This window comes from Streptomyces sp. NTD107 (assembly GCF_059510435.1).
The window spans coordinates 135,247-161,772 of the sequence record NZ_JCAJZV010000004.1; the positions used below are offsets into that span (position 1 = coordinate 135,247).

The following is a 26,526-nucleotide window of genomic DNA, read 5'->3' on the forward strand; positions in this document are numbered from 1 at the left end:
CGGTCAGGCGTTGAACTCGCTCTTGTAGAAGATGCTCGACTCGAAGGAGTCCGGGTTGGTCGAGGTGATCTTCGAGGAGTAGCCGAAGGCGAGCCGGGGCGCCCCGTTCACCCGCCAGATGGCGATGCCCTGGCCCTCCCGGCCCGGGAGCGACTGGCCGGCGCCGGTGCGGAACTTCTCGACGTAGCTCGACCCGGTGGCGTTCATGTCGAGCGTGACCAGGTAGGAGGGGCCGCCGGGGCCGCCGAAGAGGAGGTACGCGTAACGACCGCAGGCCGTGATCCCCTGGAAGTAGTCCTTGTCGGTCAGGCCCAGTTCCTGGTTGGTGGGGATCGCCCGCTCGATGATGCGGTAGCCGTTGGTCAGCCGCCCGGCCACGGCGTCGGAGAGGGAGAACAGGGCGATCCGCCAGGGGCGCGCACCGGAGCCAGAGTGGTAGCGGTAGAGCACCCGGCCGTAGTGCGGGTCGATCGCCGGGCGGGGGCTGTGGGCGAAGCTGGTGACCTGGGGGGTGCGGTTGGCGATGGTGAGGGACGTGGTTTCCAGGGTTCCGCCGTCCGACCAGCGGAAGCGGGCGATCCGGGTGCCCGCGTCGTTGACGGAGTGGCTTTCGATCCATATGTAGGGCGCGATGCCCACCCCGGCGGCCTCCACGCCCATGGACGACCCGTGGCCGAACCCGTGCAGGGCCATGCGGTTGAGTACGGTGCCGGACAGGTCGGTCTTGCTCAGCCACAGGTCGCCGGTCTTGCTGCCCACCTTGTGCTGGGCGAAGTAGATGTGGCTGTTGACGCTGTCGTACGCGAACGACTGCATGGCCCAGTAGGGCTGGTGGAGCGTCCGGCGCCAGACCGGATTGCCGCCGGCGCCCGACAGCCGGAACTTCGGCGAGTTGGTCACATCCGCAATGGCGGGGCCTGCCGTGAGCAGTGAGCCGCCGGCGAGCAGCGCCGCCCCTGCCGCCAGTTTGACGCCGCCGGTGAGCAGACTTCTGCGGCTGCGGGCCGGTTTGGCCGCGCTCTCCATAGGATCGATCATGTCGCCACCTCTCGATCGACAACTGATTCCGATTGCAAACCTAGCACTCGGATTCATGACCCTGCTCGAACTTTTACTCGATCATGGGGAGTTCATCGGGCGAGGGCCGGCCGGTGCCTGCTTGACGCTGTTTCCAGGCACTTCATCCCCTCGTCATCGGCTGTGCTTAGGTTGCCGGCCATGGACACCTCACTTTCGCGGCGGGCCGTACTGGGTGGAGCCCTCGCCGGGGGCGCGGCGCTGGTGCTCGGCGCCGGGCCGGCCGGCGCCACCGGCGGTTCGGCGGGCACTTCGACGGGCGGCGCCCGGGTGCTGATCGCGACGAACGAGCCTTGGGGTACGTACCACGTCAAACCGCTGCTGGCCGAGGCCGGGCGGCGCGGCTGGCGACTGACCCAACTGGTGCCCGACTACACGCAGATCGCCGATGGCGACCCGGTGCCCGTCGCCACCCTCGCCGACGCACCGCGCGCCGACCTGCTCGTCGTCACCGGCGCCGGCGACTGGCCCGCCGACTGCGTGGCCCATCTCCGGCGCCGCCGACCGGGCCCGCTGCCCGTGCTGGCCAGTTCACTGGCGTACCACCAGCCCGTCGAGGCGCCACGCGCCAAGGAGATCCGGCCGTGGCTGCGCGGCGTCACCTCCTCGTCCGCCGCCGAGGGACGTGCCTTCACCCACCACCTCGGTACCCGGGGCTCGGCGCTCAAGCCCCGGATCGTCGGCTCGCCGCAGACCGACGATCTGCCCCGCCGCGTACCGGAACAGCACCTGGTGCTGGTGCTGACCAGCGTCACGCACCCGGACGGTACGGGCAGTTCCGCGCCCGGCACCGCACTGCTGCTCGCGGCGGCCGGGAAGCTGGCCGCCGCCGGGAAACGGATCCTGGTCGGCCTGCATCCGCGCGAGGACCGCGCCCTGTGGAGCGACTACGAGATCGCCACGGACCCCTCGGTGATCGCGTCCGCGCGGGCCGAGGCGGCGATCGGAATCCCGGGAACGGTGTTCCCGCTGGTGGCGGCGGTCGGTACGCCGCTGGTCGGCTGTACGGACCCGGCGCTCACGGTGCCGGACTATCTGCTGGCGGTGTGCTCGTCCACCATCGGCGACCCGGGCGAGGCGGTGGCCGCCATCGACGGGGCCCGACTGCCGGACGCCGCGACGCTCGCCGACGCTGTCGGCCCGATCGGCGGCTCCACGGGCCGCCTGCTCGACGCCTGGCGCCGCGGCTGCCGCTGACCGCGCGCCCGCCGGCCCGGGCCCGGGCCGGGTGGGTCGTCGCTGATGGTCGCCAGCAGGCGGGTGACCAGGGGATTCTGATCGTTCTTGCGCCAGGCGACGGCCACCCGGGTCCGGGCGGTGCCGGGGTCGATGCCGCGGAAGGCCACGCCTTTGAGGCGGACGCGCCGGACGCTCGCCGGGGCCAGGGAGACGCCAAGTCCGGTCTCCACCAGGGCACACACGGTTTGCCACTCCACCGCGTGCTGGACCACCTCCGGCGTGAACCCCTGCGCGGTGCACACCCTGATGATCTGGTCGTACAGTGTCGGGCCGGCCGAGCGGGGCAGCAGCACGAAGGGCGAGTCCGCCAACTGGGCGAGCCGGACCGTCCGTTGACCGGCCAGCGGATGGCCGGACGGCAGTACGGCCAGGAACGGCTCGCTGAGTACCGTACGGAAGCCCAGCTCCGGATCAGCGTCGGGTGGTTCGCGCAGCAGACCGATGTCGATGGTCTTGTCACGCAGGGCGGCGAGCTGCGGAGCGGTGGTCATCTCGTGGATGTCCAGCTGGACACCGGGGTGTCGCTGACGGAAATCGCGCAGCAGGCCCGGCAGGACCGTCAGAGCGAGCGAGGCGGCGAAGCCGATCCGCAGCCGGCCCGCCCGGCCACTGCCCACGGCCCGGGCCGCTGCCAGGCCGTCCGCGAGGTCGGCGAGTGCCCGCCGGGCGGCGGGCAGCAGCGCGCTGCCGGCCGGGGTCAGGGTGACCCGCCCCGGGGCCCGGGCGAACAGCGGGTGACCGACCCTGTCCTCCAGGCGGCGGATCTGCTGGCTCAGCGGCGGCTGGGCGATGCCCAGCCGGGCGGCGGCGTGGCCGAAGTGCAGTTCCTCCGCGAGCACGACGAACGCGTGCAGCTGCGGCAGCGGGAGTTCGGGGCGCTCCATACGCCCAGAGATATCAGACGATGCGCGCGACGGTCTTCGACGTATCGGTGCTGCTCCCCTTAGCGTTCGGCGCATGACAGAGCGACGCGCGATCCTCGGCGGCTCGGCCTTCGAGGAGCAGATCGGCTACGCCCGGGCCGTGGTCGACGGCGACCGGGTGGAGGTGTCCGGGACGACCGGGTTCGACTACGCCACCATGACGATCTCCGACGATGTGGTGGAACAGGCCGGGCAGTGCCTGCGCACCATCGAGGCGGTACTGGCCGAGGCGGGGTGCACCTTCGCGGACGTGGTGCGAGTGCGCTATCTGCTGCCCGACCGTACGGACTTCGAACGCTGCCGGCCGGTCCTGCGCGGCTGTTTCGGGGCCGTCCGGCCGGCCGCCACGATGCTCGTGTGCGGTCTCGCCGACCCGCGGATGAAGATCGAGATAGAGGTGTCCGCGCGGCGGCGTGCCATGCCCGCCGCACCGGTCGAGCCGGTCACGCCGGTCGCCCCGGTCGCGCCGGTCGCGCCGGTCGCGCCGGTCGCGCCGGTGGGGTCCGTCCTGCCCGTCGCGGCCCATGAACCCCCCTACTACGCGGCCGTCTTCACCACGGTGCGCGCCCAGGACCAGAGCGGCTACGGCGAGACCAGCGCACACCTGGAAGACCTGGTGAAGGACATCCCCGGGTACCTGGGGATGGACCACGCCCAGACCCCGGGCGGACTGGGCATCACCGTCAGCTACTTCCGCGACGCGGACGCCCTCCGGGAGTGGCAGACCAACGCCGAGCACCGCGCGGCGCAACAGCGCGGGCGAGCCCAGTGGTACCAGAGCTACACGCTTCACGTGGCGAAAGTGGAACGGAGCAACGAGTTCAGCCGGGCGCAGACCCCGCCACCGCCGACCGCTCGCTGACGGCTCGGTGACGGCTCGCTGACCGCCGCAAGCCTGCGGCGGCGCTGCCGGCCTGCACGAGCCGCACGGTGCTACACCACCACACCACCGGGAGCCGCACCCGCCGGACCGGGTACCACGCCCACCGGGCCCGGCGTGACCACCGCCGACTGCGGGCGGATCGGCAGCCGGTTCACCGGCCGGCCGGTCGCCGCCCGTACCGCAGCCGCCACCGCCGCCGGGGACACCACCACCGGCGCCGCGCCCGCCGCCTTCGCGCCGAACGGCGCGACGACGTCCCGCTCCTCCAGCAGCTTCACGATCCGGATATCCGGCACATCCAGCGCGGTCGGCAGCGCGTAGTCCGCGAAGTCCGGGCGCCGCACCACCCCACGCGCCACCCGCAGATGCTCCATCAGGGCCGTCCCCACGCCCTGCGTCACCCCGGCCTCGATCCGGGCCCGCAGCTGCGCCGGGTTCAGTACCCGGCCCACGTCCTGCGCGATGGCCATCTCCACCACCCGCACCGAACCCAGCTCCACGTCCACGTCCACCACGGCCCGTACCGCCGCGAACGCCAGACCCACGAACGCGTCACCCTGACCGGCGGCGTTCAGCGGCTCGGTGGGATGCGGGCGGCATTGCGCCGTCGCCCACAGTTCCTTGCCCTCCAGCGCCTCGGCCACCGTCGTGCTCAACACCCCGTCGTACGAGGTGATCTTGCCGCCCTCGATGGTGAGCAGTTCGGCAGACATCCCGAACGTCGCGGCCAGCGGCTGGAGCAGCTGCGTACGGACCATCTTCGCCGCCCGCTCCACCGCCCCGCCCGACACCCAGGTGTTCCGGCCGCGCAGGCCGGGACCGGCCGGCGGCTGGTCGGTGTCGACCGGTGCGACGTACACCTCCTCGACCCCCAGCACCTCCTGCACGATCTGCCGGGCCAGCGTCGCGAACCCCTGCCCGGTCTCCACCGCCGCGCACAGCACGGTGGCCACCGAACCCTCCACCTTGACGGTGGCCGTGGACACCTCGTCGGCGCCCTCCGCGCCGAGCATGTGCACCATGCCCAGCGCGTACCCCACGCCACGCCGCACCGCCGCCGGGTCGGCCGCGCCGTCCGGGCCTCCGGGCAGCACCCAGTCCTCGTCGGGCGGCGGCGGGAGCGGGGTCTCCCGTACGGCGCGCAGCAGTTCGCCGACCGGCGCCGGGCAGGTGACGGCCTGGCCGGTGGGCAGCGGGTCGCCCGTACTCATCACATTGCGGGCCCGCACCTCGGCCGGATCCAGGCCGAGCCGGGCCGCCAGCTTGTCCATCTGCCCCTCGTACGCGGCGCACACCTGCATGGCGCCCTCGCCGCGCAGATGGCCGGAGGGGGGGTTGTTCGTACGGACCGCCCAGCCGTCGACGACGGCGTTCGGTACGAGGTACGGGCCGGCCGCGAACGACACTGCGGCGGCCAGCGCTTCGGCCGAACCGTCCGCGTACGCGCCCGCGTCCATCAGCAGTTGCGCCTCCACCTTCACCAACTTGCCCTCGCGGTCGGCGTGGTGCCAGTAGCGCAGCATGGTGGGGTGGCGGTGCGGATGGCCCAGGAACGACTCCTCGCGGGTCGCCGCCAGCTTCACGGGGGATGCGGTGCGGATGGCGAGCAGCGCGAGCGGCAGCTCGAAGCCCAGGTCCTCGCGGTCGCCGAACGCGCCCGGGACGCCGGTCACATAGATCTTCACCTGCTCCGGCTCCAGGCCCAGGCAGGCGGCGAGCCGGTCGCGGTCGCCGTGCGGGTCGGTGGTGCCGGTGTACACCTCGACGCCGCCGTCGGGGCGCGGTACGGCGAGGCCGGCCTCGGCTCCTATCGGGGCCGGGTCCTGGCGGCCGACGCGGTAGACGCCCTCGACGACGATCTCGCCGTTCATGTTCGGGTCGCCGTGGCGCAGCGGGATGTGCCGGATGATGTTGCCGTCCGGGTGGAGGGGTTCGGCCTCGAACACCTTCTCGGGGTCGGTGACCGGCGGCAGCACCTCGTACTCGACGGCGATCGCGGCGGCGGCCAGCCGGGCCGTCTCCGGATGATCGGCGGCTACGGCGGCCACCGGCTCGCCGTGGTAGCGCACCTCGTCGGAGGCGAGCGGTGGCCGGTCACCCGGCGGGGTGCCCTTGACATCGAGGTGCGTGACGACGGCGCGCACCCCGGGGAGCGCGGCGGCCTCGGCCGTGTCGATGCCACGGATCCGGGCTCGCGGGTGCGGGGCGCGCAGCACGGCCGCCCACAGCAGGCCCTCCGCCCACAGGTCGGCGGTGTACGGGAAGACGCCGGTGGTCTTGGCGGCGGCGTCGGTGGGCGGTACGGACGCGCCGAGGCCGAACGGGGCGGCCCCCTCGGCGGGCACCGGCGCGGACTCGCCGCCGGCGACGGTGACGGCGGTGATGCCGTCGATGGGCTGCTCGCTCATCGGCTCAGGCGTCTCCCTCGGGCGGTCCGGCTTGCTGCGGAATGCGGGGCGGCTCGGCGGCGGTGACGGGTGGCCGGGCGGCGGCCCGCTCGGCGCGGTCGGCGCGCTCGTCGATCACGGTACGGACGGCGTCCAGGACGCCGCTGTAGCCGGAGCAGCGGCACAGATTGCCGCACAGGGCCTGGCGGGTCTGGAGCTCGCTGGGCGCGTGGTTGCCTTCGAGAAGGTCGTGCACGGTCATGGCCATGCCGGGCAGGCAGAAGCCGCACTGGACCGCGCAGGCGGCGAGGGCGCGTTGGACGTCGGACGGCTCCTGCTCGGTGCCGAGCCCCTCGACGGTACGGATCTCGCAGCCGGCGGCGGTGGCGGCCGGTACGAGGCAGGCGGCGACGAGCCGGCCGTCGACCTGGACGGAGCAGGCGCCGCACTCGCCCTGCGAGCAGCCGTCCTTGGCGCCGGCGAGGCCGAGGCGTTCGCGCAGGACATAGAGAAGGGACTCACCGATCCAGGCGCTGGAGACGGCGCGGTCGATGCCGTTGACGCGCAGGACGTAGGAGACCTCGGGGTGCTCGCTGTCGCTGACGGGCGGCGGGGGCGGCGCGGAGGCGGCGTCGCCGCCTCCGGCGCCGTGCGGGTGAGCGGGGTCGGAGACGTCGGACGGAATCACCCACGACCCGGACTCGTCACCGCTTCCGCTGCCGCCGAACCCGGCGGGGCGCTGCACGGGGCCGCCTTCGGCGGCGGGGAAGCCGGGGGGGAGGTGGCCCTCGGCGGGGGCGGCGGGGGCACCGGGGGCGGCGACGTCAGCGGAGACACCGGCCGGGCCGGACGTCACGGAACCGGAGCCGGAGCCATTGACGTCGGCTTCGGCCGCACCGGAGAGGGAGGCGCCGGAGTCGCCCGAAGCCGCGACACCGAAAGCCTCAACCGCAGCCGCACCGGAACCGGCGACCGGACCGCCGTAACCGGCTGACCCGGCCGATTCACCGGCCCCGGAAGCCGAAGGCGCAATCGCACTCGTACCCGCGGGCCCGGCGGCAGCGGCGAAACCGTCCGAGGCGACCAACCCGGCGGAGCCGGAATGGCCGGGAGCCGCATCACCATTCGGCCCGACGCCGAAGGCCGCACCCGGACCAGAACCAGGACCAGGACCAGCCGAACCGGTGAGAGCAGAACCAACAGGGCCGGCAGAGTCGGCAACGGCGAAACCAGCCGAACCGGCGGCGCCGGAATCGCCCGAACCCGCGTCACGGTCCGGCCCCATGCCGAAAGCCGCACCCGGACCAACGGCACCGGCCAGGCCGGCAGAGCCAACCGAACCGTCCGACCCCGAAACGCCGGAACCCGCACCAGCATCCGGCGCGACGCCGAACGCCGTACTCGCACCAGGGCCGGCCGAACCGGCACCAGCGGCGAAGCCGGAGCCGCCCTCACCCACACCTGCGCCAGCAGCACCGGCAGGGCCAACGGGAGGTGCGAAACCCGCCGAGGCGACCGAGCCAACCGAGCCGGAAACGCCAGAACCCGCACCAGCATCCGGCGCGACGTCGAACGCCGTACTCGCGCCAGGGCCGGCCGAACCGGCACCAGCGGCGAAGCCAGGGCCGCCCTCACCCACACCCGCGCCAGCAGCACCGGCAGGGCCAACGGGAGGCGGGAAGCCGGCCGACGCGACCGAGCCGACCGAGCCGACGGAACCGGAAACGCCAGAACCCGCACCAGCATCCGGCGCGACGCCGAACGCCGTACTCACACCAGGGCCGGCCGAACCCGCATCAGCGGCGAAGCCGGAGCCGCCGGGGACCGTACCCGTGCCCGGGGCCGGGTCAGCAGGTCCGGCGACGGCCGACCCGGCGGGGCTGGAAACGACGTTATCCGCGGCACCGCTCGACCCAGCGACGCCTGAACTCACGCCGGCGTCAGCGGGACCGGCGGCAGCCGAAGCGGCCGGCCCGACCGCGCCGGTGGAACCGGAATGACCGGAACCTGCGGCACCAGTTGGCCCGGTACCCGTAGCCGCGCCCGCAGCAAAGCCGGCGGCGGTCGCGAAGCCGCCAGGTTCGATCGTGCCGCCTGAACCCGTGCCTCCACTCGGCCCGGCGCCGAAAGCCGCACCCGGGCCCGCGCCTTCGGCATGGTCGACGGGCCCAGGCCCAGGCCCAGTGACGGCGACACCCGCGGCGCCGGCCGATCCGGCAACGCCAAAACCCGCGGCACCGTTCGGCCCGCCGGCGTCGGCGCCGACCGGACCAGCATGGCCAACGGGGCCGGGGGCACCGGGGACGGTGCCCGTGCCCGTATCGCTCGGTTGAGCCGTCCCGGAGGCTTGGGCAACGGTCGTGTCAGCGCCGCCAGTCGGTCCGGGGGCGTGGTGGGACGAGGGTGGGGAAGACGGTGGGGTGCCCGGGCCGCTCAGCACGACGTGGGCACCGGACAGGGTGACGCCCGACGTTCCGGGACCAACGGGCGCGGCCGGAGCGGACTGTGCGCTGTCGCCCCCGTGCGCCGCGAACGGCTGCTGGGCCGGGGTCACGGACCCCCCCTGCTGCGGGAAGGCAACCGTTTCAGCTGAAGGGGCTCCTGGCGTCGGCCCGCCCGCGAGGTCCACTACCGGCCACGCGCCGGAGTCCGTTCCCGGCTGCCCGGGACCGAGAACCCGCGCGGTCACGCCGTTGCCGCCCTGCCCACCGACCGGGTCGGATCCGCCGTGCTGCGGGACGCCTGGCCAACCGTCACGGCTGTCGCCGACGGGGGCCGTTTCCCCGGCGCCGGCGGCGACAGGGCGCTCGGTCTGCTGCCAGCCGGCGCCGGGCCCGGCGGCGGGCCAGCCGGCCTGCGGACCGTGAGCACCGGCGTGGGCCGAGTGCGTGTCATGACCGTCCGCGCTGCCGGGTGCCGGGTGGCCGACCGCGTCGGGCCAGGCCGCGTGGGCGGACCCACCGTCCGTCGCCGAAGCGCCTGTGCCCGCACCCGCACCCGCCGGGAGGGGCGCGTCCGGCCAGCCCGGCTGCGGACCGTGCCCGCTCCGCTCAGCAGCCTGGGCGGGAACACCGTTCCCGGCATCGCCGACGTGCACCGCCCCGGTCGCGTCGGGCCAGGCCGCGTGCGCGGCCCCACCGTCCGTCACCGAAGCGCCCGTGCCCACCGGATGCGATCCGCCCTGCGCCCCCGTCGACGCGTCGGACCAGCCGCCGCGCTGCCCATGGCCGTCAGCGGCCGGGTTGTCCGCGCTTGGTGGAACGTGACCGTGGTTGGCCCCCGTGCCGGGCCAGGGAGAGGGGGCGGGGGCGGGGCGTTCGGTGGTTGGCTGGTGTTGCCAGCCGTCGCGGGGGGTGGTTCCCGTGGGGTGGCTGGGGGTGGGAGGTTCCGCGGTCGCGGGCCAGCGGGCTGTTCCTGCCGCCGGGCCGGCTCCAGTCCCCGTGCCGGTGCCGGTGCCGGTGCCTGGCCAGGACGTGGGTTGGGGCGCCGTCCACGGGCCGGATTCGGGGAGTTCACCCTGCCCCTGCTGCCCCTGCTGCCCCTGCTGCCCCTGCTGCGCAAACGGCAGCGACCAGGCGCCCGTCGCGCCCGGGTCGGTGACCGGGGTGCCGCCGCCCGTCACCGCCAGCGGGTCCGCGCCCGGTGCCGGCTGGGGCGGCAACTGCACGAACGCCGTTGCGTCCGCGTCGTAGTCGCCGCCGTACTCCCCCGCGGCCCAGCCGTCTTGTGGCCGCGCCCCCCGCTGATCGTCGCTCATCGCAGCGCCCTTCCGAGTCCACGGCGGGCCAGTGTCGCCACGGTACGCCTCACATGCAGCACAGCAGCCGGCAGTTGCGCCTCCCCCGGCTGCGGATCGGGGACGCAGGCCAGGCCCACGTAGTCACCGAACGCCGCCAGCGCCTCCGGCGCCAGCGCCCGCCCGTGTTCGCCGTCCCAGTCCACCAGCGACGCCACCCACCGCTCGGCGTCCAGCGGACGCAGCGGCATCGGCGCGACGCCGCCCACCGCGCACCGCACCTCGCGCCGTATCGGGTCGAGCACCACCGCCACGGATGCCAGCGCCCGCCCCGGGCCGCTGCGCGCGGTCGCCTTCAGGAAGGTCTGGGGGGCGTGCAGCAGGGGTACCCGTACGTGGGCGAGGAGTTCGGCGGGGCGGAGTTGGTCCATGCCGGCCAGCAGGTTGCTGACGGGGATCTGCCGGCCCTGCCCCTCGGGGCCGGCCACCAGCAAGGTGGCTTCCAGCGCGGCGAGCACCGGCAGGGTGTCGCCGGATGCCGCCGCCGTGATGATGTTGCCGCCCAGCGTCCCGGCGTTGCGCACCTGCGGCGGGCCCGCCGAGCGGGACGCCGCCGCCAGGGCCGGGATGAGGGCGGCGAAGTCGGGCCGGCTCATCCGGGCGTGGGTGAGGCAGGCGCCGAGCAGCGCGTGCCCGTCCTGGTACTCCCAGCCGCGCAGTTCGCCGAGCCGGCCCAGGCTGACGAGGGCGGCGGGCCGCAGCAGTCCGGAGTTGACGCCGGCCATCAAGTCGGTGCCGCCCGCGACCGGTACGGCGGCGGGGGTGGCGACCAGCGCGGCCACGGCGTCGTCCAGGGTGGCGGGCAGCGCGACGAGCTGAGCGGTCTTCGGCGAGGACGCTCCGGGTGCCTGCGAAGCCTGAGGTGCGTGCGTGCTCAATCCAGCTGCCCCTTTCCGGCTGTCCCGGCTGCCCAGCCGTACGGTATGCGAGGCAACTCTGGCACATTTTTCCGCTCCACCGGTGCCGGGGTCACCCTCATTCCGGATGCGCGTCACGCCCGTTAACGACTCAGCCCGGCTCGCCGTCGACGGGGCGCCCGAGTTGTCCGGTTAGCCCGGCGGGCATCGGCCGCCGCTGCCAGGGGTGCGGGCCGGCGGGCGGCCGGTATCCGACGCCCAGCGCGTCGAGTCGCGCGTAGTGCGATCCGTTCATGCGCCGTTCGAAGTCCGGCCACGCGCGCCGCTCCGGCGCGCTCCACGCCACTTCGGCGAACGCGCACAGCCGCGGGTACGTCTGGTAGTCGGCGCGTGCCTGGTCGTCGATGAGTTCGGTCCACAAGTTGGCCTGGGCGCCGATGACATGCCGGGCGGCGTCCCGGCCGGCCAGCGCGGGCGGCACCGGCTCGAACTCGTACACGTCGCGCAGCGTACGCACCCACCCCACCGGCATCGGCTCGTCCTCGCCCGCGGCCTGCCGGTGGTCGAGGTAGACGAACTGCTCGGGGCACATCACCACATCGTGTCCCGCCTCGGCCGCCGCGATGCCGCCCGCGTAGCCGCGCCAGGAGGAGACGGCGGCGCCCGGTGCGAGCCCGCCCTCCAGGATCTCGTCCCAGCCGATGAGCCGCCGCCCGCGTGCCGTCAGCCAGCGGTCGAAGTGCCGGATGAACCACGACTGGAGGCCGTCCTCGTCCCCGAGCCCTTCGCGGGCGATCCGTTCCTGGGCGACCTGGGAGGTGCGCCACTGCTCCTTGGGGCATTCGTCGCCGCCGATGTGGATGAAGCGGGAGGGGAAGATCTCCAGGACTTCGGCGAGCACGTTCTCGTAGAACCGCAGCACCTCGTCGGTGGGGGCCAGCACGTGGGGGCTGATGCCCCAGTCGGTCCACACGCCGGGGTCGCCGTTGCCGTCGTTGCCCAGCCAGGGGTAGGCGGCGATGGCGGCCTGCGAGTGTCCGGGCAGTTCGATCTCGGGGACGACGGTGATGTGCCGTTCCGCCGCGTAGGCGACGATCTCCCGCAGGTCGGCCTGGGTGTAGTGGCCGCCGTGCGGGCGTTCGTCCCACAGCGGCGAGTCGCGGTGCCCGTACCGCGAGCGGGGCCGCCATGCCCCGGTGGCGGTCAGTTTCGGGTAGCGGGTGATCTCGATCCGCCAGCCCTGGTCATCGGTGAGATGCAGATGGAGCACATTGAGCTTGTGGGCGGCGAGCAGGTCCAGCTGGCGCAGCACCGCGTCCTTGGGCTGGAAGTGGCGGGCGGTGTCCAGCAGGAAGCCGCGCCAGCCGAAGCGCGGGGCGTCCTCGATGGTGACGGCGGGCAGCCGCCACTCACTCCCGGTGAGCGGGGCGCGACGGTACGCCTCCGGGCCGGCCAGCTGGCGCAGGGTCTGCGCGCCCCAGAAGACCCCGGCGGGGCCGCCGCCCGCGATGAGCACCCCGGTGCTGTCAACGGTCAGCCGGTACGCCTCGGGGCCGCCGGCCGGCCTCTCGTCCAGGGTCAGGGTCAGGCGTACGGGGGACCCGGTGCCGCTCCCGTCCGCCCCCAGGGCGGCCCGCAGCCAGCGGGCGGTGGGCTCCGTACCGGGGGCGGCGTCGAGCACGACCCCCGGCCCGAGGGTCACACCGGCGCCCCGGCCGGGTCGGTACGCGGTCGGGGCCGGTATCAGGTCGGCAGGGTCGGCACGCTCGGCAAGGTCAACAGTCGTCGTCATGGCAGGATCGTGCCCGCCACGGCGGCCGGCTACTTCTTGCCGCCGCCCTTGCCGTCCTTGCCGCCCTTGCCACCGAAGGCGCCCATGGACTCGTAGATCTCCTTGCACATGGGGCAGACGGGGTACTTCTTCGGGTCCCGGCCCGGCACCCACACCTTGCCGCACAGCGCCACGACGGGCGTGCCGTCCAGCGCGCTCGCCATGATCTTGTCCTTCTGGACATAGTGGGCGAAGCGCTCATGGTCGCCATCGCCGTGCGAGGTCTGCGGGACGGGCTCGACCAGGGTGCCGGTGCCTGCCCCCCGCTCGGGCTGCTGCTCGGGCTCAAGGGTGCTCATGAGCACCAAGCCTAATTGAGCGAGGGGTCATCCGGGTAAGTGGCGAGCAGCGCCAGTCTGCCGCGCTGCCGGCGCAGCACCGCGCGCCACAGCCCCTCGGGGTGCGGGGCGGACACATCGCCGGGCTCGGAGTCGACCACGTACCAGGCGCCCTCCTCCAGCTCGGCCTCCAGCTGGCCGGGGCCCCATCCGGCGTAGCCGGCGAAGACCCGCAGCGAGCCGACCTCGGCGGCGAGCACCTGGGGCGGGGCCTCCAGGTCGACCAGGCCGATGGAGCCGTGGACGCGGCGCCAGCCCAGCGGCCCGGCGCCGGGGACGACGGCGAGGGCGAGGGCGGCGTCCAGGGCGACCGGGCCGCCCTGGAAGACGACGCCGGGGTCGCCGGCCAGCTCGGCCCAGGCTTCCAGGACCTCGGAGACGCCGACCGGGGTGGGGCGGTTGAGGACGACCCCGAGCGCGCCGTCGTCGTCGTGGTCGAGCATGAGCACCACGGAGCGCTCGAAGTTGGGATCGGACAGCGCGGGGGTGGCCACCAGCAGCCGTCCGGTGAGCGAGGACACCTCGGTCATGAGGACATGATTCCCCATCCCGGGGGCGGTGGGGAGTGCCGGGTGCGGACCGTGTGGAGCATTACCATTTCGATTACCTCCGCTCGATTCCCCCCGGCCCTCTTGGAGATCGCGAGTTCCATGACTGACGACGTCCTGATTGTCCATGGCGGCACCCCGATCGAGGGCGAGATCAAGGTGCGGGGGGCGAAGAACCTCGTGCCGAAGGCGATGGTGGCGGCGCTGCTCGGCAGCAGTCCGTCCCGGCTGCGCAATGTCCCCGATATCCGTGATGTCCGTGTTGTACGCGGGCTGTTGCAGCTGCACGGGGTGACCGTGCGCACCGGCGAGGAGCCGGGCGAGCTGTTCATGGACCCGTCGCGGGTCGAACGCGCCAATGTCGCCGACATCGACGCGCACGCCGGCTCCTCCCGCATCCCGATCCTGCTGTGCGGCCCGCTGCTGCACCGCCTGGGGCACGCGTTCATCCCGGGCCTGGGGGGCTGCGACATCGGCGGCCGGCCGGTCGACTTCCACTTCGACGTGCTGCGCAAGTTCGGCGCCACCATCGACAAGCGGGCGGACGGCCAGTACCTGGAGGCGCCGCGCGGGCTGCGCGGCTGCAAGATCCGGCTGCCGTACCCGTCCGTCGGCTCCACCGAACAGGTGCTGCTGACCGCCGTGCTGGCCGAGGGTGTGACGGAACTCTCCAACGCGGCCGTGGAACCGGAGATCGAGGACCTCATCTGCGTGCTCCAGAAGATGGGCGCGATGATCTCCATGGACACGGACCGCACCATCCGCATCACCGGCGTGGACCGTCTTGAGGGTTACACCCACCGCGCCCTCCCGGACCGCCTGGAGACCGCCTCGTGGGCGAGCGCGGCGCTGGCGACCAAGGGCAGCGTGTACGTACGCGGGGCCGCCCAGCGGGAGATGATGACGTTCCTGAACGTCTACCGGAAGGTCGGCGGCGCCTTCGAGATCGAGGACGAGGGGATCCGCTTCTGGCACCCGGGCGGCCCGCTGAACGCGATCGCCCTGGAGACGGACGTCCACCCCGGTTTCCAGACCGACTGGCAGCAGCCGCTGGTGGTGGCGCTCACCCAGGCGTCGGGCCTGTCGATCGTGCACGAGACGGTGTACGAGTCGCGGCTGGGCTTCACCAGCGCGCTGAACCAGATGGGCGCGCACATCCAGCTGTACCGCGAGTGCCTGGGCGGTTCGGCCTGCCGGTTCGGGCAGCGCAACTTCCTGCACTCGGCGGTGGTGTCGGGGCCGACCACGCTCCAGGGCGCGGATCTGGTGATCCCGGATCTGCGGGGCGGGTTCTCGTATCTGATCGCGGCGCTGGCGGCGCAGGGCACTTCGCGGGTGCACGGCATCGACCTGATCAACCGCGGCTATGAGAACTTCATCAGAAAACTGGAGGACCTGGGCGCGAAGGTCGAGCGCCCCGCGTGACGTACGCAACTGTCATCCGGTTGTAGGACGTACGACACATCGCGTACACGGTGAACGAAGAGGGTGGCCCCCTGGCTGGGGGCCACCCTCATTCGTTCACTGCGACTGCTTGTGGTGCCGCAACTGCCCAGAGCCTGCGCTCAGAGCGTCACTTGCCCTTGGCGGCTTCCTTCAGCTTGGAGCCCGCGGAGACCTTGACGCTGTACCCGGCGGGGATCTGGATCGGCTCGCCGGTCTGCGGGTTGCGGGCGGTGCGCGCCGCGCGGTGGGTCCGCTCGAAGGTCAGGAAGCCGGGGATGGTGACCTTCTCGTCCCCCTTGGACACGATCTCCCCGGTGATCTCCGCGAAGGCCGCCAGTACCGCGTCGGCGTCCTTCCGGGTCACCTCGGCGCGCTCGGACAGAGCGGCCACCAGCTCACTGCGGTTCATATTTCGTACTCCCGTGTTCTTCCTTGCCGATGAGGCGTGAGATCGAAGCCGATGCTGCCAGGACCCTCGGACAGTTCCCGGACCCGGGTCAGCGTTCGTGACCCTCGCGCCCGGATACGCATCCTGCCCCCACCAGTGGTGTGAAGGCCAATCCGGCGCCCGCGAAGTCACACGAAGAGTCCTGGCGTCCGTCCCGGGGCTCAGCCTCCGGGTCACCCTACGGGGGGCGCCGTCGGCCCCGGCAACCGACTCGCCGGGGGCGGGCCGGTGCCGGGACCGTACGGAGCCTTACGGAGCCTTACTGAGCCGTACGGAGCCGCCCGGGCGCGGTGCGCGTCCGGTGCGGGCACCGTGGTGATGTGCCGGGCGGGAGCCCGCAGGTGGCGGATGTGGCTTACGCCTCGTCCGCGTGGGTGGCCTGGGCTGCCTCGCGGACGGCGCCGGAGACCGCGCCGGAGACCTTCTCGTTGAAGACGGACGGCACGATGTAGTTGGCGTTCAGCTCGTCCTCGCCGACGACATCGGCCAGCGCGCGGGCGGCGGCCAGCATCATCGCCGTGTTGACGGTGCGCGACTGGGCGTCGAGCAGACCGCGGAAGACCCCGGGGAAGACCAGCACGTTGTTGATCTGGTTGGGGAAGTCCGAGCGGCCGGTGGCCACCACGGCGGCGGTCTGCCGGGCGATGGCCGGGTCGATCTCCGGGTCGGGGTTGGCGAGCGCGAACACGATCGAGTTGTCCGCCATGGCCGCGACATCGTCGGCGTCCAGCACGTTGGGGGCGGAGACGCCGATGAAGACATCGGCGCCGACGATGGCGTCCTTGAGGGTGCCGGTGACCCCGTCCGGGTTGGTGTTGTCGGCGATCCAGCGCAGCGGGGTGCCGGGCGCGGCGTCCACCAGGTCGGCGCGGGCGGCGTGCACCACGCCGTGGATGTCGGTGACGACGGCGTGCTTGACGCCGGCCGCCAGCAGCAGCTTGAGGATCGCGGTACCGGCCGCGCCGGCACCGGACATGACGACCCGTACGTCGGCCAGTTCCTTGTCGACGACGCGCAGCGCGTTGTGCAGGGCGGCGAGTACGACGATGGCGGTGCCGTGCTGGTCGTCGTGGAAGACCGGGATGTCCAGGGCCTCGCGCAGCCGCGCCTCGATCTCGAAGCAGCGCGGGGCGGAGATGTCTTCGAGGTTGATGCCCGCGAAGCCGGGGGCGATCGCCTTGACGACCTCGACGATGGCGTCGGTGTCCTGGGTGTCCAGGCAGATCGGCCAGGCGTCGATGCCGGCGAACCGCTTGAAGAGGGCGGCCTTGCCCTCCATGACCGGCAGGGCGGCCTGCGGGCCGATGTTGCCCAGGCCGAGCACGGCGGAGCCGTCGGTGACGACGGCGACGCTGTTGCGCTTGATGGTCAGCCGCCGGGCGTCCTCGGGGTGGGCGGCGATCTGGGTGCACACCCGGGCCACGCCGGGGGTGTAGATCATCGAGAGGTCGTCGCGATTGCGAATCGGGTGCTTCGAGGTCATCTCGATCTTGCCGCCGAGATGCATCAGGAACGTACGGTCGGAGACCTTGCCGAGCGCGACGCCGTCGATGGCCCGGAGCTTTTGCACGATCTCATCGGCGTGCGCCGTGGAGGAGGCGGCGATCGTGACGTCGATGCGCAGCTTCTCGTGGCCGGAGGCGGTGACGTCCAGGCCGGTGACGGATCCTCCGGAGGACTCCACCACCGTGGTGAGCTGACTGACCGCAGTACCGCTGGCCGGAACTTCCAGCCGAACGGTCATCGAATACGAGACGCTGGGCGCCGTTGCCATGACCGACTTCCTTCGTTTTCTCCATCACGCGTGCCCCCGAATGGTCGCACCTACCGTGGAGTAGCCGGTAACCCAGGGGCATCGACCTATATGACCGTAACAACGGCAGGGGTATGCGAAGGGGGGGGTGCCCGGGAAGAAAGTCTTGACACCGACCCGCCAGCTCGCCTCGCGGCAAGTGGTCGCTCGTAGCGACAATGGTTGGGCCCGGGGGCATGGATCGGGCCGGTGCCTCTTAAAGCCTAACAAACCATGGCAGAACACAACTAGTCGGCCGGGCAGTCGAATCGCCCGTGCGTTCCGTTCATCGTTCTACCTCATACGCACGGCGCATATGCCTGTGCGCTGCGTCTCACTCCGCTCCCGGCTCCGCACCCCTCACGTCTCCCGCAGCAGGTCCGGCACCCCGCCCGCGTCCGGGTCGTCGGCGGCGCCGGCCAGCACGGTGAGCCGCTGGGTGGCCCGGGTGAGCGCCACGTACAGCACCCGCAGCCCCGCCGGGGACTCGTCCGCGATCTCCGCCGGGCTCACCACCAGCGTGGCGTCGTACTCCAGGCCCTTCGCCTCCAGCGAGCCCAGCACCAGCAGCCGCTCGCTCACCCCGGCCAGCCAGCCGCGTACCTGCTCGCGGCGGCCCATCGCCACCACCACCCCGACCGTGCCCTCCACCTCGGCCAGCAGCCGCCCGGCCGCCGCCGCGATGGCCGCACGCCCCGGCGTGCGCTCCGGCGCGCCATCCGCCCCCGCCGCCCCGGCCGCCCCCGCCGCCCCGGCCGCCCCCGCCGCCCCGGCCGCCACCTCGTACACCGGCCGTACCCCCGTCGTACGCACCGCGCGCGGCGGTACCGTGCCCGGCATGGCCAGGGCCAGCACCCGGTCGGCCACCTGGGCGATCTCGGCCGGGTTGCGATAGTTCACGGTCAGCTCGAAGCGGCGGCGCGGGCGGGAGCCCAGCGCCCCGTCCTTCTCGGCCGCCGCCTCCTCCGGCGCCGACCAGGAGCTCTGCGCCGGGTCGCCGACGATCGTCCAGGTCGCCTGCCGGCCCCGGCGGCCCACCATCCGCCACTGCATCGGGGTGAGGTCCTGCGCCTCGTCCACGATGATGTGCGCGTAGTCGGTGCGCTCCCCCTCCAGCAGCTCGCGCCGCTCCCGGCGCTCCCTGCGGGAGGGGCCGGTCCGGTCCGCATAGGTGGTCAGCTCGTCCAGGCCGGTCAGCAGATCGAGCGGGTCCGCCTCGCGCGGGCCGCGCTCCTTGGGCCGGGACGGGGTGCCCAGCAGCTGCCGCAGCTCGTCCAGCAGCGCCACGTCGTGTACGGACAGCCCGCCGCCGTCCGGGGTGACGCGGCGCAGCGAGCGGGCCAGCTGGCGTACCTCGCGCGGACGCAGCACCCGGCGGGCCCAGCGGGCCAGGCGGCCCTCGTCGGCCATGGCGCGCAGCACCTGGAGCGGGCTGACCTCGGGCCACCAGGCGTCGAGGAAGTCGGTGAAGGCGTCCTCGGTGGCGATGTCCTCGTTGAAGCCCTGGCGTGCCTCCTGGGCCAGGTCGGCGTCGCCGTAGCGGCGGCCGGCGGCGTCGGACTTGTGCCACAGGGCGTCCAGCAGCAGGCGGCGGGCGCGGGGGCGGAGCAGATTGACGGGGGCGGTGCCGCTGAGCGCCTGCTGGCGGATCCGGTCCAGCTCGGCGGCGTCGAGTTCGACGCGGGCGTTGAAGGCCACCACGCGCAGCCGGGCGGGCGCCTGGGGCGCGTCCAGCGCGCCGCGCGCCGCCCGGGCCAGGACGCGCGCCATCGCGGCGGAGCCCTTGATCCGGGCCACCGGCGGCTCGTCGTACGCCTGCGCCGTCACGCCGTCCACCAGCGAGCCCAGCGCGCGGATGGCGACCTGGCCCTCCTCGCCGAGAGCCGGCAGCACGCCCTCGGTGTACGAGACGAGCAGCGGGGTCGGCGAGACGATGAGGATGCCGCCCGCGTAGCGCCGCCGGTCCTGGTAGAGCAGATAGGCGGCACGGTGCAGCGCGACGGCCGTCTTGCCGGTACCGGGACCGCCGGTCACCTCGGTGACGGAGACGGCGGGGGCGCGGATCACCTCGTCCTGCTCGGCCTGGATGGAGGCCACGATGTCCGTCATCCGGTGGCCCCGGGTACGGCCCAGGGCCGCCATCAGCGCCCCGTCCCCGACCACCGGCAGCTCCTGGCCGGCGAGCGTGGCGCGCAGCTCCGGGCGGAGCAGATCGTCCTCGACCCCCAGCACCCTGCGCCCCTTGCTGCGGATCACCCGGCGCCGTACGACCCGCCCCGGAGCCACCGGGGTGGCGCGGTAGAACGGGGCGGCGGCCGGGGCCCGCCAGTCGATGACGAGCGGCACATAGTCGGCGTCGAGCACGCCGAGCCGCCCGATGTGCAGGGTCTCGGCGATCTCGGCCGTGCTCTCCCCGTCCGGGCCGGGCCGGATCGCGTCCTCGGCGGGCTCGACGGAGGTCAGCGCCCCGTCCGGCCCGCGCCGCCCGTCCTGCCCGGCGAGCAGGTCGATGCGGCCGAAGAGGAAGTCCTCGAACTCGTTGTTGAGCCGCGACAGGTGCGCCCCGGCCTGGAACACCTGGGCGTCCCGCTCGGCCAGCGCACCCGGCGTACCGACCTGCACCCGCTTCGCGGCGTCGGCCATCAGGAACTCGGCCTCGTGGATCTTCTCCTCCAGCCGCCGGTACACGGTGTCAAGGTGCCGCTGTTCGCCAAGGACCTCCCGCTCCCGTACGTCCACGACCTGGGCCCCCTTCTGACCTGCGCGCTGGCACTGGCATATGCACTGCACTGAAGAACGGCGCACTACGGTACGCGACCGCTGTGCCGCCACGGCCTCAGGCCGGGCGGTTGGGGCGGTGCGCGTGGAGAACGACCGGATTGGTGAGGGCCGCCGGCCGGTCGGGTGGTCCAGCCGCGGCCGGCGCACCACCCGGCGAGGATCGCCCCGGGCACCGGCCGCGCCGGCACGGACCACGGTGTGCGGGGTGCCCGGCCGGCCGGGCAGGACCCGCGACCTGTTGCTGGGGCACGCCCCTCGGCCGGTGTACGCAGAGTGATGACCGAGAAGGGGACGCTTCCCTTGCCCACGGCCATCCATACCGGTTTCGGCCGGTTGCGGTCATGTTCTAATCACCGGATGACGAAGATCGATTCAGGGCTGATACGACGCTGGCTGAGCGGCTGGAGCGTGGCTCGCTCCCTGCCCGAGGCCGAGCCGGTCGAGTCCGCCGGGGACGGCCTGCGGTCCACGTGCCACCAACCCGGCCGTGAGGTCGAGGTCTTCGCGCTGCGTGCGGATGAGGAGCCCGAGTCCTTGGCACGGCTGGCGGCAGTCGTCGCCGCCGCGCAGCAGACCACCTGGCTCACGGTACCCACGCTGCGCCCGGGCGCCGTCGAAGCCTTCGTCAGGGCTGCCGGACTGGAATTGCTCCACCGGTCCGAGTGGCTCATGACGACCGATCTGACCGAGCACCCGCAGCACGCACCCGCCGCGCCGTACGAGCTGGAGGTCCGCACGGAGGGGCCGGTCACGGTCGTCTCCCTCCGCGACCCCTCCGGAGAGGTTGCGGCGCGCGGCACCATCGCCGTGGTCGGTGCCGATGCGATCGCCGATCGCATCGAGACGGACCCGGCGCACCGCCGACGCGGCCTGGGCCGCGCCATGATGAGCGCTCTGGCGGAGGCCGCCGTGGCTCAGGGCGCCCGTACCGGTCTTCTCATCGCCAGTGAGGAAGGCCAGCGCCTTTACTCCTCCCTGGGCTGGCACCACGAGGCCGACGTCCTGATCGCCCGGGGGCCGGTGGTTCCCTCCAGCAGGTAGGACCGGCTCACGTCTGCCTGTCCGCTGAAGTTCGGGATCGCGGGACAGACGTCGAGCCGTTCATGGCTTCGGGCACCACGGGCCCCTGCCCAGAGTCCGGCAGCGGCCCGTGGTGTGGAGAGCCGTGGAGGCCGGGGCCTGTCCCTGGACGGGCGGCATCCTGGCCGACACGGCTTACGGTCCGCTGGTGGCTCGACGGCCCGGCGTCACTTCAGGTGCCGGGCGAGGAATCGGCCCGCTTCGTCGCCTGCGGACTGCGGGACGCCGGTGTGCCCGCCCATGTTGGCGTGCAGGGTCTTCTCCTTGGAGCCGAAGGCATCGAACAGGTCCAGGGCCGCCTGCCGGTCGTTCCCTTCGTCGTCCCACTGGAGCAGGACGTGCAGTGGAATGGTGACCTGGCGGGCCTCATCGAACATGGCCCGGGGGACGAAACTCCCGGCGAACAGAACAGCGGCCGAGATGCGCGGCTCGACCACCGCCAGCCGGGTCCCGATGGAGATCACTCCCCCCGAGTACCCCACCGGGCCGCCGATCCCGGGCAGCGTCAGGAGGGCGTCCAGGGCGGCCTGCCATTCCGGGACCGCCTTGTCGACGAGCGGGAGGATGAGGGCGTCGACGATCTCGTCGCTGACCGGCTCGCCGGCCTCCAGCGCCCGGCGCAGGTCGGCGCGGGCCTGCTCGGCGGCGGGCCAACGGGGCCGGTCGCCGCTTCCGGGGAGCTCGATGACAGCCGTGGCGAAACCGTCCGCCGCAGCGTGCCGGGCCCGGGCCACCAGCCGGGGGTACATCTTGCGCAGCCCGAGAGGAGGGTGGCCCAGCAGGATCAGCGGGACCGGTGCGGACGCGGATGCGGGCGTCCACAGGATGCCGGGGATCTCACCGAGGGTGAACTCGCTCTCAAGGACAGCGTCGTCGAGACGCTGTTCAGAAGTGAAGTGCATGGTCGTGCCTTTCGGGAGTGCCATGGAACGGCGCTCCCGGACGACCTATCGCCCGACCGTGACCCCGGAGGGGAGCACCCATGTCGATACGTTCACGGGTACCACCTCCTCGCTCTCCTGCACGGCCTCCGGAAACGTAGCAGTGGCTGCCGCGGTTCCGCCAACGGGTTCTTGCGGAGGCTCCGTGGCCGAACACCACGGGTGGGAATGTCCACCAGCCGTTCCGGCAACTGGTCGAGCGCGGCCCGACCGTCGTCCCCGGCAGCGCGCTCGTCGTCGCTGAGCGCGGCGCTCGCCGGCATGCGCTGAAGATTGCCCTTGGCCTCCAGGAGCCGGCCCTCGCTGGAGGTCTGGGCGGGTAGAAGTCACGGCGGGCGCGGGCGCGGGCCGGGGCGGTTGGGGCGGTGCGCGTGGAGAACGACCGGATTGGTGAGGGCCGCCATCCGCCCGCGCCCGTCGCGGATCTCGACCCGTACGAAGCGGGATTCGGCCGGTCGGGTGGGCCAGGTCAGGACGCCGGTGCCGTCGGCGGGGAGGGACGCGCGGTGGGCCGTGCCCCGGTCGGTGTGAAAGCTGACGGTGCCGTGCGGCACGCCGCGTACCGCGAGATGTGCCACGCACGGCTCACCGTCGTCGGCTGCCATCAGCCGCTCCCCGACACCGGCCCGGCGGACGCCGGCGCGTACCGAGAACGCCAGGCCGACGGCGACTGAACCGGCGATCCAGCTGCGGCCGGCGCACAACCCGGCGAGGATCGCCCCGGCACTGGCCGCGTCGGCACGGACCACGGTGTGCGGGGTGCCCAGCTGGCCGGACAGGTGGGCATCGCTGCCGCCGATCGCCGGCCGCCACCGCCCGCGCCGGACACCGGCGGCCAGGGCGCGGCCCCACTCGGCCAGGGCGGCCTCGTTGTCGGCCTGCCAGGGCACGTCCGAGGCCCACGGCCCGTTCCACACCTCGACGGCGTCGAAGCCGTCGTACGGGTACGCGAAGGTGCCCGTGGGGTACGGGGCGTGCGGGTGGGCCACCACGCACAGGCCGCCGGCACGGTGGACTTCCTCCAGGTGGCGCCGGACCACGGCGTCGCCGACGCCGTACCGCCAGTCGATGAGCCGCCCGGGCGGCAGCCCGAGAGCCAGCCAGTGCCCGGTGGCGGTGGTGACCTCCTCACCCAGGATGACCAGCGGATCAGCCCGGCCGGCGGCCCAGGCGCCGTGCGCGGCGGTGGTGTTGTGGTCCGTGCTGACCAGGAAGTCGAGCCCCAGCCCTCGGGCTTCGGCCAGCAGCCGGGCGGGGGTGAGTTCGCCGTCGGAGTGCGCCGAGTGCACATGGCAGTCCCCCCGGTACCAGCCACCGCGCCCCATCCGGCCTCCTCATTTCCCCGGCTGTAGGAGCTGAACGGCTCGACGCCGGAAGAGGTGCCGCACCGTGCCAGATGCCGGTCATTGCGGGGGCTACGGGGCGTATTTGTCGCCGGTGGGGGTGGTGGGGTCCAGGGCCAGGCGGTAGCCGCGTTTGACCACCGTCTGGATGATCGTCGGGGCGCCCAGTGAGGTGCGCAGGCGGGCCATCGCCGTCTCCACCGCGTGTTCGTCGCGGCCCGTGCCGGGCAGCGCGCGGAGCAGTTCGGCGCGGGGGACCACCCAGCCGGGGCGCCGGGCCAGGGCGCGCAGCAGGGCCATGCCGGCCGGCGGGACCGGGCGGAGTTCGCCGTCGACGATCGCCGCGTGGCCGCGTACCTCAAGGCGGCGGCCGGCCACCGGCAGGGTACGGGCCCGGCCCGGGAGTTCGGTGCACAGCAGTTGCACCAGCGGCCCGAGCCGGAAGCGTTCGGGATGCCGTACCGGTACGTCCCGCGATTCCAGCGGCAGGGCGGTCACCGGCCCCACGCCCGCCGCCAGCACGTCGCGGCGCAGCGCCGCCAGCAGCGGCGCCAGCAGCCCGCGTTCCTCTGCCCGGCGCAGCAGGGAGGCCGCCGCCGGGGCGCTGGTGAAGGTCAGGGCGTCCAGGCCGCCCGCCAGCGTCACATCGATCAGCCGGTCCACCGGCCCGATGTCCTGCGGCGGCATCCACCGGTACACGGGAACCTCCACCACCTGGGCGCCCGCCTCCCGCAGCGCCTCGATGAAGCCGGGCAGCGGCTCGCCGTGGAGCTGGAGCGCGATCCGGCGCCCCTCCACCCCGCCGTTCACCCCGCCGTTCACTCCGTCGTCCAGCAGCCGCGCCAGCACCTCGGCCATCGATTCGGAGCCGGGCGACCACTCCTCGGTGAGCCCGGCCGCCCGGATCGCGCCGCGTACCTTGGGCCCGCGCGCCAGTACCTCGGACCGTCCCAGGGTGGCCAGCAGTTCCTGTCCGATGCCCCACCCCTCGGCCGCCTCCACCCAGCCCCGGAAGCCGATCGCGGTGGTGGCGATGACCACGTCCGGCGGGTCGGCGATCAGCGCCCGGGTGGCGTGCAGCAGTTCGTCGTCGTCGGAGAGCGGGACGATCCGCAGCGCCGGGGCGTGCAGCACGTCGGCGCCGCGCCGCCGCAGCAGGGCGATCAGCTCCTCCGCCCGGCGCGCGGCGGTCACCCCGACGGTGAATCCGGCCAGGGGGTGGATCGGCTGGGGATCTCGCTGCATCTGGTGGTTCCCAAGGGCAAGTGGGGTCGGGCCGGTCGGACGTCCGAGCCTGTCAATGGTGGGTGACGGGCCCGCGTTCGTCGTGTTTCCCGGGCGTTACGGCGCGGGCCGCGCTCACACGCCCGCGTACGCCGGCTGCTGCCGCTGCCCCGGCACTTCCTCGGCCGCCGCCTCCCGCGCGCCGCCGCGCAGGTATACGGCCCAGGTGACGGCGCAGCAGGCCACGTAGAAGGCGAGGAAGGACATGAACGCGGCGGTGCCGGTTCCGGTGGACAGGAACGACTGGCGGAAGGCGAGGTTGATGCCGAGTCCGCCGAGCGCGCCCACCGCGCCGATCAGCCCGATGGCCGCGCCGGACAGCCGGCGTCCGTACGCCGCCGCCGCCTCGCCGCGCAGGCCCAGCGCCCGCGCCTTGGCGTGGTAGATGCCGGGGATCATCTTGTACGTCGAGCCGTTGCCGAGTCCGGTGAGCACGAACAGCGCGATGAAGCCGACCAGGAAGACCGGCAGCGACGCGCGCTGCGAGGCGAGGATGACGACGCCGGTGGCGGCGGCCATGCCGCAGAAGGTGTACAGCGTGATGCGCGCCCCGCCGTACCGGTCGGCCAGCGCCCCGCCGACGGGGCGGATGAGGGAGCCGAGCAGCGGCCCGAGGAAGGTGATGGAGGCGGCCTGGAGCGGGGTGCGGTCGAACTGGTTCTGGAGCACGAGCCCGAACGCGAAGCTGTAGCCGATGAACGACCCGAACGTGCCGATGTACAGGAACGACATGATCCAGGTGTGCCCGTCGCGCACCGACTCGCGGGCGGCACCGGTGTCGTTGGTGACGGTCAGCAGGTTGTCCATGTGGCGCCAGGCGAGGGCCGCGGCGAGCACGATGAGTGGCGCGTACACGGCGAGCAGCACCCGGGGGCTGCCGTCGCCCGCGGTGGCGATGACCAGCAGCCCGGCCAGCTGGATGACGGGCACCCCGATGTTGCCGCCGCCCGCGTTGAGGCCGAGCGCCCAGCCCTTTTTCCGCAGCGGGAAGAAGGAGTTGATGTTGGTCATGGAGGAGGCGAAGTTGCCGCCGCCGACGCCGGTGAGGACGGCGACCAGGAGGAAGGTGGTGTACGAGGTGCCGGGTTCCATGACCAGCCAGGCGGCGATGGTGGGCAGCAGCAGCATCGCGGCGGAGACAACGGTCCAGTTCCGGCCGCCGAAGCGGGCGACGGCGAAGGTGTACGGGACGCGGACGATCGCGCCCACGAGGGTGGCGACCGACACGAGGAAGAACTTGCCGGCCGGGTCGATGCCGTACTCGGGCCCCATGAACAGCACGAGTACCGACCACAGCGTCCAGATGGAGAAGCCGATGTGCTCGGAGAGGATGGAGAAGGCGAGGTTGCGGCGGGCAATCCGTTCGCCCTTCTCGGCCCAGAACCGCTCGTCCTCCGGGTCCCATTCGGCGATCCAGCGCCCGGAGGCGGTGCGCGATCGTGTTGCTGCCCCTGGCCCCGGCCTGTTCATGGCGCCTCCATCGTCGATGTCTTTCCGGGCACGGTAGGCAGGCCGCGTTTCGCCGCTGTGCC

18 protein-coding genes and 1 pseudogene are annotated in these 26,526 nt (G+C 73.2%); 4 read left to right on the top strand and 15 right to left on the bottom strand.

The features are described from left to right. Nucleotides 1–3: 3 nt before the first annotated feature. Complete coding sequence (locus tag AC5WRL_RS10560) at nucleotides 4–1,038, bottom strand: phage baseplate protein (RefSeq protein WP_496088140.1); 1,035 nt, start codon at nucleotides 1,036–1,038, stop codon at nucleotides 4–6. A 180-nt stretch (nucleotides 1,039–1,218) separates the two neighbouring features. Here AC5WRL_RS10560 and AC5WRL_RS10565 point away from each other — a divergent pair, with 180 nt between their 5' ends. Continuing rightward, nucleotides 1,219–2,274: a hypothetical protein gene (locus AC5WRL_RS10565; protein ID WP_496088141.1), complete on the top strand. Its 1,056-nt coding sequence runs from the start codon at nucleotides 1,219–1,221 to the stop codon at nucleotides 2,272–2,274. 26 nt (nucleotides 2,275–2,300) lie between these two features. On the opposite strand, the pseudogene AC5WRL_RS10570 reads toward AC5WRL_RS10565, so the two are convergent. Next, a pseudogene (locus tag AC5WRL_RS10570) lies at nucleotides 2,301–3,200 on the bottom strand (LysR family transcriptional regulator); the annotation flags it as partial. Nucleotides 3,201–3,273: 73 nt separating this feature from the next. Between AC5WRL_RS10570 and AC5WRL_RS10575 the strand changes: the two are divergent. Next, nucleotides 3,274–4,101, top strand: a complete 828-nt coding sequence (locus AC5WRL_RS10575; protein ID WP_496088142.1) for a Rid family hydrolase — start codon at nucleotides 3,274–3,276, stop codon at nucleotides 4,099–4,101. 71 nt (nucleotides 4,102–4,172) lie between these two features. Here AC5WRL_RS10575 and AC5WRL_RS10580 read toward each other — a convergent pair whose 3' ends face one another. From AC5WRL_RS10580 to AC5WRL_RS10605, 6 genes are all read right to left on the bottom strand, one after another. After that, nucleotides 4,173–6,530 (bottom strand): xanthine dehydrogenase family protein molybdopterin-binding subunit, encoded by a 2,358-nt coding sequence (locus tag AC5WRL_RS10580; RefSeq protein WP_496088143.1) that lies wholly within the window; start codon nucleotides 6,528–6,530, stop codon nucleotides 4,173–4,175. A 4-nt stretch (nucleotides 6,531–6,534) separates the two neighbouring features. After that, nucleotides 6,535–7,365, bottom strand: a complete 831-nt coding sequence (locus AC5WRL_RS10585; protein ID WP_496088144.1) for a (2Fe-2S)-binding protein — start codon at nucleotides 7,363–7,365, stop codon at nucleotides 6,535–6,537. Between the two features lie 2,897 nt (nucleotides 7,366–10,262). Then, complete coding sequence (locus AC5WRL_RS10590; RefSeq protein WP_496088145.1) at nucleotides 10,263–11,183, bottom strand: FAD binding domain-containing protein; 921 nt, start codon at nucleotides 11,181–11,183, stop codon at nucleotides 10,263–10,265. A 130-nt stretch (nucleotides 11,184–11,313) separates the two neighbouring features. Continuing rightward, nucleotides 11,314–12,954, bottom strand: coding sequence for a beta-N-acetylhexosaminidase (locus AC5WRL_RS10595; protein WP_496088146.1), 1,641 nt, complete (start codon nucleotides 12,952–12,954; stop codon nucleotides 11,314–11,316). A 29-nt stretch (nucleotides 12,955–12,983) separates the two neighbouring features. Further along, nucleotides 12,984–13,292 carry a DUF3039 domain-containing protein gene (locus AC5WRL_RS10600; protein WP_496088147.1) on the bottom strand — a complete coding sequence of 103 codons (309 nt, stop codon included), beginning with the start codon at nucleotides 13,290–13,292 and terminating at the stop codon, nucleotides 12,984–12,986. Between the two features lie 11 nt (nucleotides 13,293–13,303). Next, nucleotides 13,304–13,861, bottom strand: a complete 558-nt coding sequence (locus AC5WRL_RS10605; RefSeq protein ID WP_496088148.1) for a YqgE/AlgH family protein — start codon at nucleotides 13,859–13,861, stop codon at nucleotides 13,304–13,306. 120 nt (nucleotides 13,862–13,981) lie between these two features. Between AC5WRL_RS10605 and murA the strand changes: the two genes are divergently transcribed. Then, complete coding sequence (gene murA, locus AC5WRL_RS10610) at nucleotides 13,982–15,304, top strand: UDP-N-acetylglucosamine 1-carboxyvinyltransferase (RefSeq protein ID WP_496088149.1); 1,323 nt, start codon at nucleotides 13,982–13,984, stop codon at nucleotides 15,302–15,304. Nucleotides 15,305–15,452: 148 nt separating this feature from the next. On the opposite strand, the gene AC5WRL_RS10615 is transcribed toward murA, so the two are convergent. The 3 genes from AC5WRL_RS10615 to AC5WRL_RS10625 all read right to left on the bottom strand — a co-directional run bounded on the left by AC5WRL_RS10615 (nucleotide 15,453) and on the right by AC5WRL_RS10625 (nucleotide 20,304). Further along, complete coding sequence (locus AC5WRL_RS10615; RefSeq protein ID WP_019433197.1) at nucleotides 15,453–15,734, bottom strand: HU family DNA-binding protein; 282 nt, start codon at nucleotides 15,732–15,734, stop codon at nucleotides 15,453–15,455. Nucleotides 15,735–16,128: 394 nt separating this feature from the next. Beyond that, complete coding sequence (locus tag AC5WRL_RS10620; RefSeq protein ID WP_496088150.1) at nucleotides 16,129–17,547, bottom strand: NAD-dependent malic enzyme; 1,419 nt, start codon at nucleotides 17,545–17,547, stop codon at nucleotides 16,129–16,131. A 378-nt stretch (nucleotides 17,548–17,925) separates the two neighbouring features. Continuing rightward, nucleotides 17,926–20,304 (bottom strand): HelD family protein, encoded by a 2,379-nt coding sequence (locus AC5WRL_RS10625; protein ID WP_496088151.1) that lies wholly within the window; start codon nucleotides 20,302–20,304, stop codon nucleotides 17,926–17,928. Nucleotides 20,305–20,703: 399 nt separating this feature from the next. Between AC5WRL_RS10625 and AC5WRL_RS10630 the strand changes: the two genes are divergently transcribed. After that, nucleotides 20,704–21,387 carry a GNAT family N-acetyltransferase gene (locus tag AC5WRL_RS10630; protein ID WP_496088152.1) on the top strand — a complete coding sequence of 228 codons (684 nt, stop codon included), beginning with the start codon at nucleotides 20,704–20,706 and terminating at the stop codon, nucleotides 21,385–21,387. 206 nt (nucleotides 21,388–21,593) lie between these two features. On the opposite strand, the gene AC5WRL_RS10635 is transcribed toward AC5WRL_RS10630, so the two are convergent. From AC5WRL_RS10635 to AC5WRL_RS10650, 4 genes are all read right to left on the bottom strand, one after another. Then, nucleotides 21,594–22,328, bottom strand: a complete 735-nt coding sequence (locus tag AC5WRL_RS10635; protein ID WP_496088153.1) for a dienelactone hydrolase family protein — start codon at nucleotides 22,326–22,328, stop codon at nucleotides 21,594–21,596. A 365-nt stretch (nucleotides 22,329–22,693) separates the two neighbouring features. After that, the gene (locus AC5WRL_RS10640; protein WP_496088154.1) at nucleotides 22,694–23,692 is read right to left on the bottom strand and encodes a CehA/McbA family metallohydrolase; all 999 of its coding nucleotides are present in this window, start codon (nucleotides 23,690–23,692) and stop codon (nucleotides 22,694–22,696) included. A 90-nt stretch (nucleotides 23,693–23,782) separates the two neighbouring features. Beyond that, the gene (locus AC5WRL_RS10645; RefSeq protein WP_496088155.1) at nucleotides 23,783–24,955 is read right to left on the bottom strand and encodes a uroporphyrinogen-III synthase; all 1,173 of its coding nucleotides are present in this window, start codon (nucleotides 24,953–24,955) and stop codon (nucleotides 23,783–23,785) included. Between the two features lie 114 nt (nucleotides 24,956–25,069). Continuing rightward, nucleotides 25,070–26,464: a nitrate/nitrite transporter gene (locus AC5WRL_RS10650; RefSeq protein ID WP_496088156.1), complete on the bottom strand. Its 1,395-nt coding sequence runs from the start codon at nucleotides 26,462–26,464 to the stop codon at nucleotides 25,070–25,072. Nucleotides 26,465–26,526: the final 62 nt, after the last annotated feature.

Bases quoted from the DNA above. Each gene is read 5' to 3' on its own strand.
- AC5WRL_RS10560 (WP_496088140.1), bottom strand. From the start codon at position 1,038: ATGATCGATCCTATGGAGAGCGCGGCCAAACCGGCCCGCAGCCGCAGA.
- AC5WRL_RS10565 (WP_496088141.1), top strand. From the start codon at position 1,219: ATGGACACCTCACTTTCGCGGCGGGCCGTACTGGGTGGAGCCCTCGCC.
- AC5WRL_RS10575 (WP_496088142.1), top strand. From the start codon at position 3,274: ATGACAGAGCGACGCGCGATCCTCGGCGGCTCGGCCTTCGAGGAGCAG.
- AC5WRL_RS10580 (WP_496088143.1), bottom strand. From the start codon at position 6,530: ATGAGCGAGCAGCCCATCGACGGCATCACCGCCGTCACCGTCGCCGGC.
- AC5WRL_RS10595 (WP_496088146.1), bottom strand. From the start codon at position 12,954: ATGACGACGACTGTTGACCTTGCCGAGCGTGCCGACCCTGCCGACCTG.
- AC5WRL_RS10600 (WP_496088147.1), bottom strand. From the start codon at position 13,292: ATGAGCACCCTTGAGCCCGAGCAGCAGCCCGAGCGGGGGGCAGGCACC.
- AC5WRL_RS10605 (WP_496088148.1), bottom strand. From the start codon at position 13,861: ATGACCGAGGTGTCCTCGCTCACCGGACGGCTGCTGGTGGCCACCCCC.
- murA (WP_496088149.1), top strand. From the start codon at position 13,982: ATGACTGACGACGTCCTGATTGTCCATGGCGGCACCCCGATCGAGGGC.
- AC5WRL_RS10615 (WP_019433197.1), bottom strand. From the start codon at position 15,734: ATGAACCGCAGTGAGCTGGTGGCCGCTCTGTCCGAGCGCGCCGAGGTG.
- AC5WRL_RS10620 (WP_496088150.1), bottom strand. From the start codon at position 17,547: ATGGCAACGGCGCCCAGCGTCTCGTATTCGATGACCGTTCGGCTGGAA.
- AC5WRL_RS10630 (WP_496088152.1), top strand. From the start codon at position 20,704: ATGACGAAGATCGATTCAGGGCTGATACGACGCTGGCTGAGCGGCTGG.
- AC5WRL_RS10635 (WP_496088153.1), bottom strand. From the start codon at position 22,328: ATGCACTTCACTTCTGAACAGCGTCTCGACGACGCTGTCCTTGAGAGC.
- AC5WRL_RS10640 (WP_496088154.1), bottom strand. From the start codon at position 23,692: ATGGGGCGCGGTGGCTGGTACCGGGGGGACTGCCATGTGCACTCGGCG.
- AC5WRL_RS10645 (WP_496088155.1), bottom strand. From the start codon at position 24,955: ATGCAGCGAGATCCCCAGCCGATCCACCCCCTGGCCGGATTCACCGTC.
- AC5WRL_RS10650 (WP_496088156.1), bottom strand. From the start codon at position 26,464: ATGAACAGGCCGGGGCCAGGGGCAGCAACACGATCGCGCACCGCCTCC.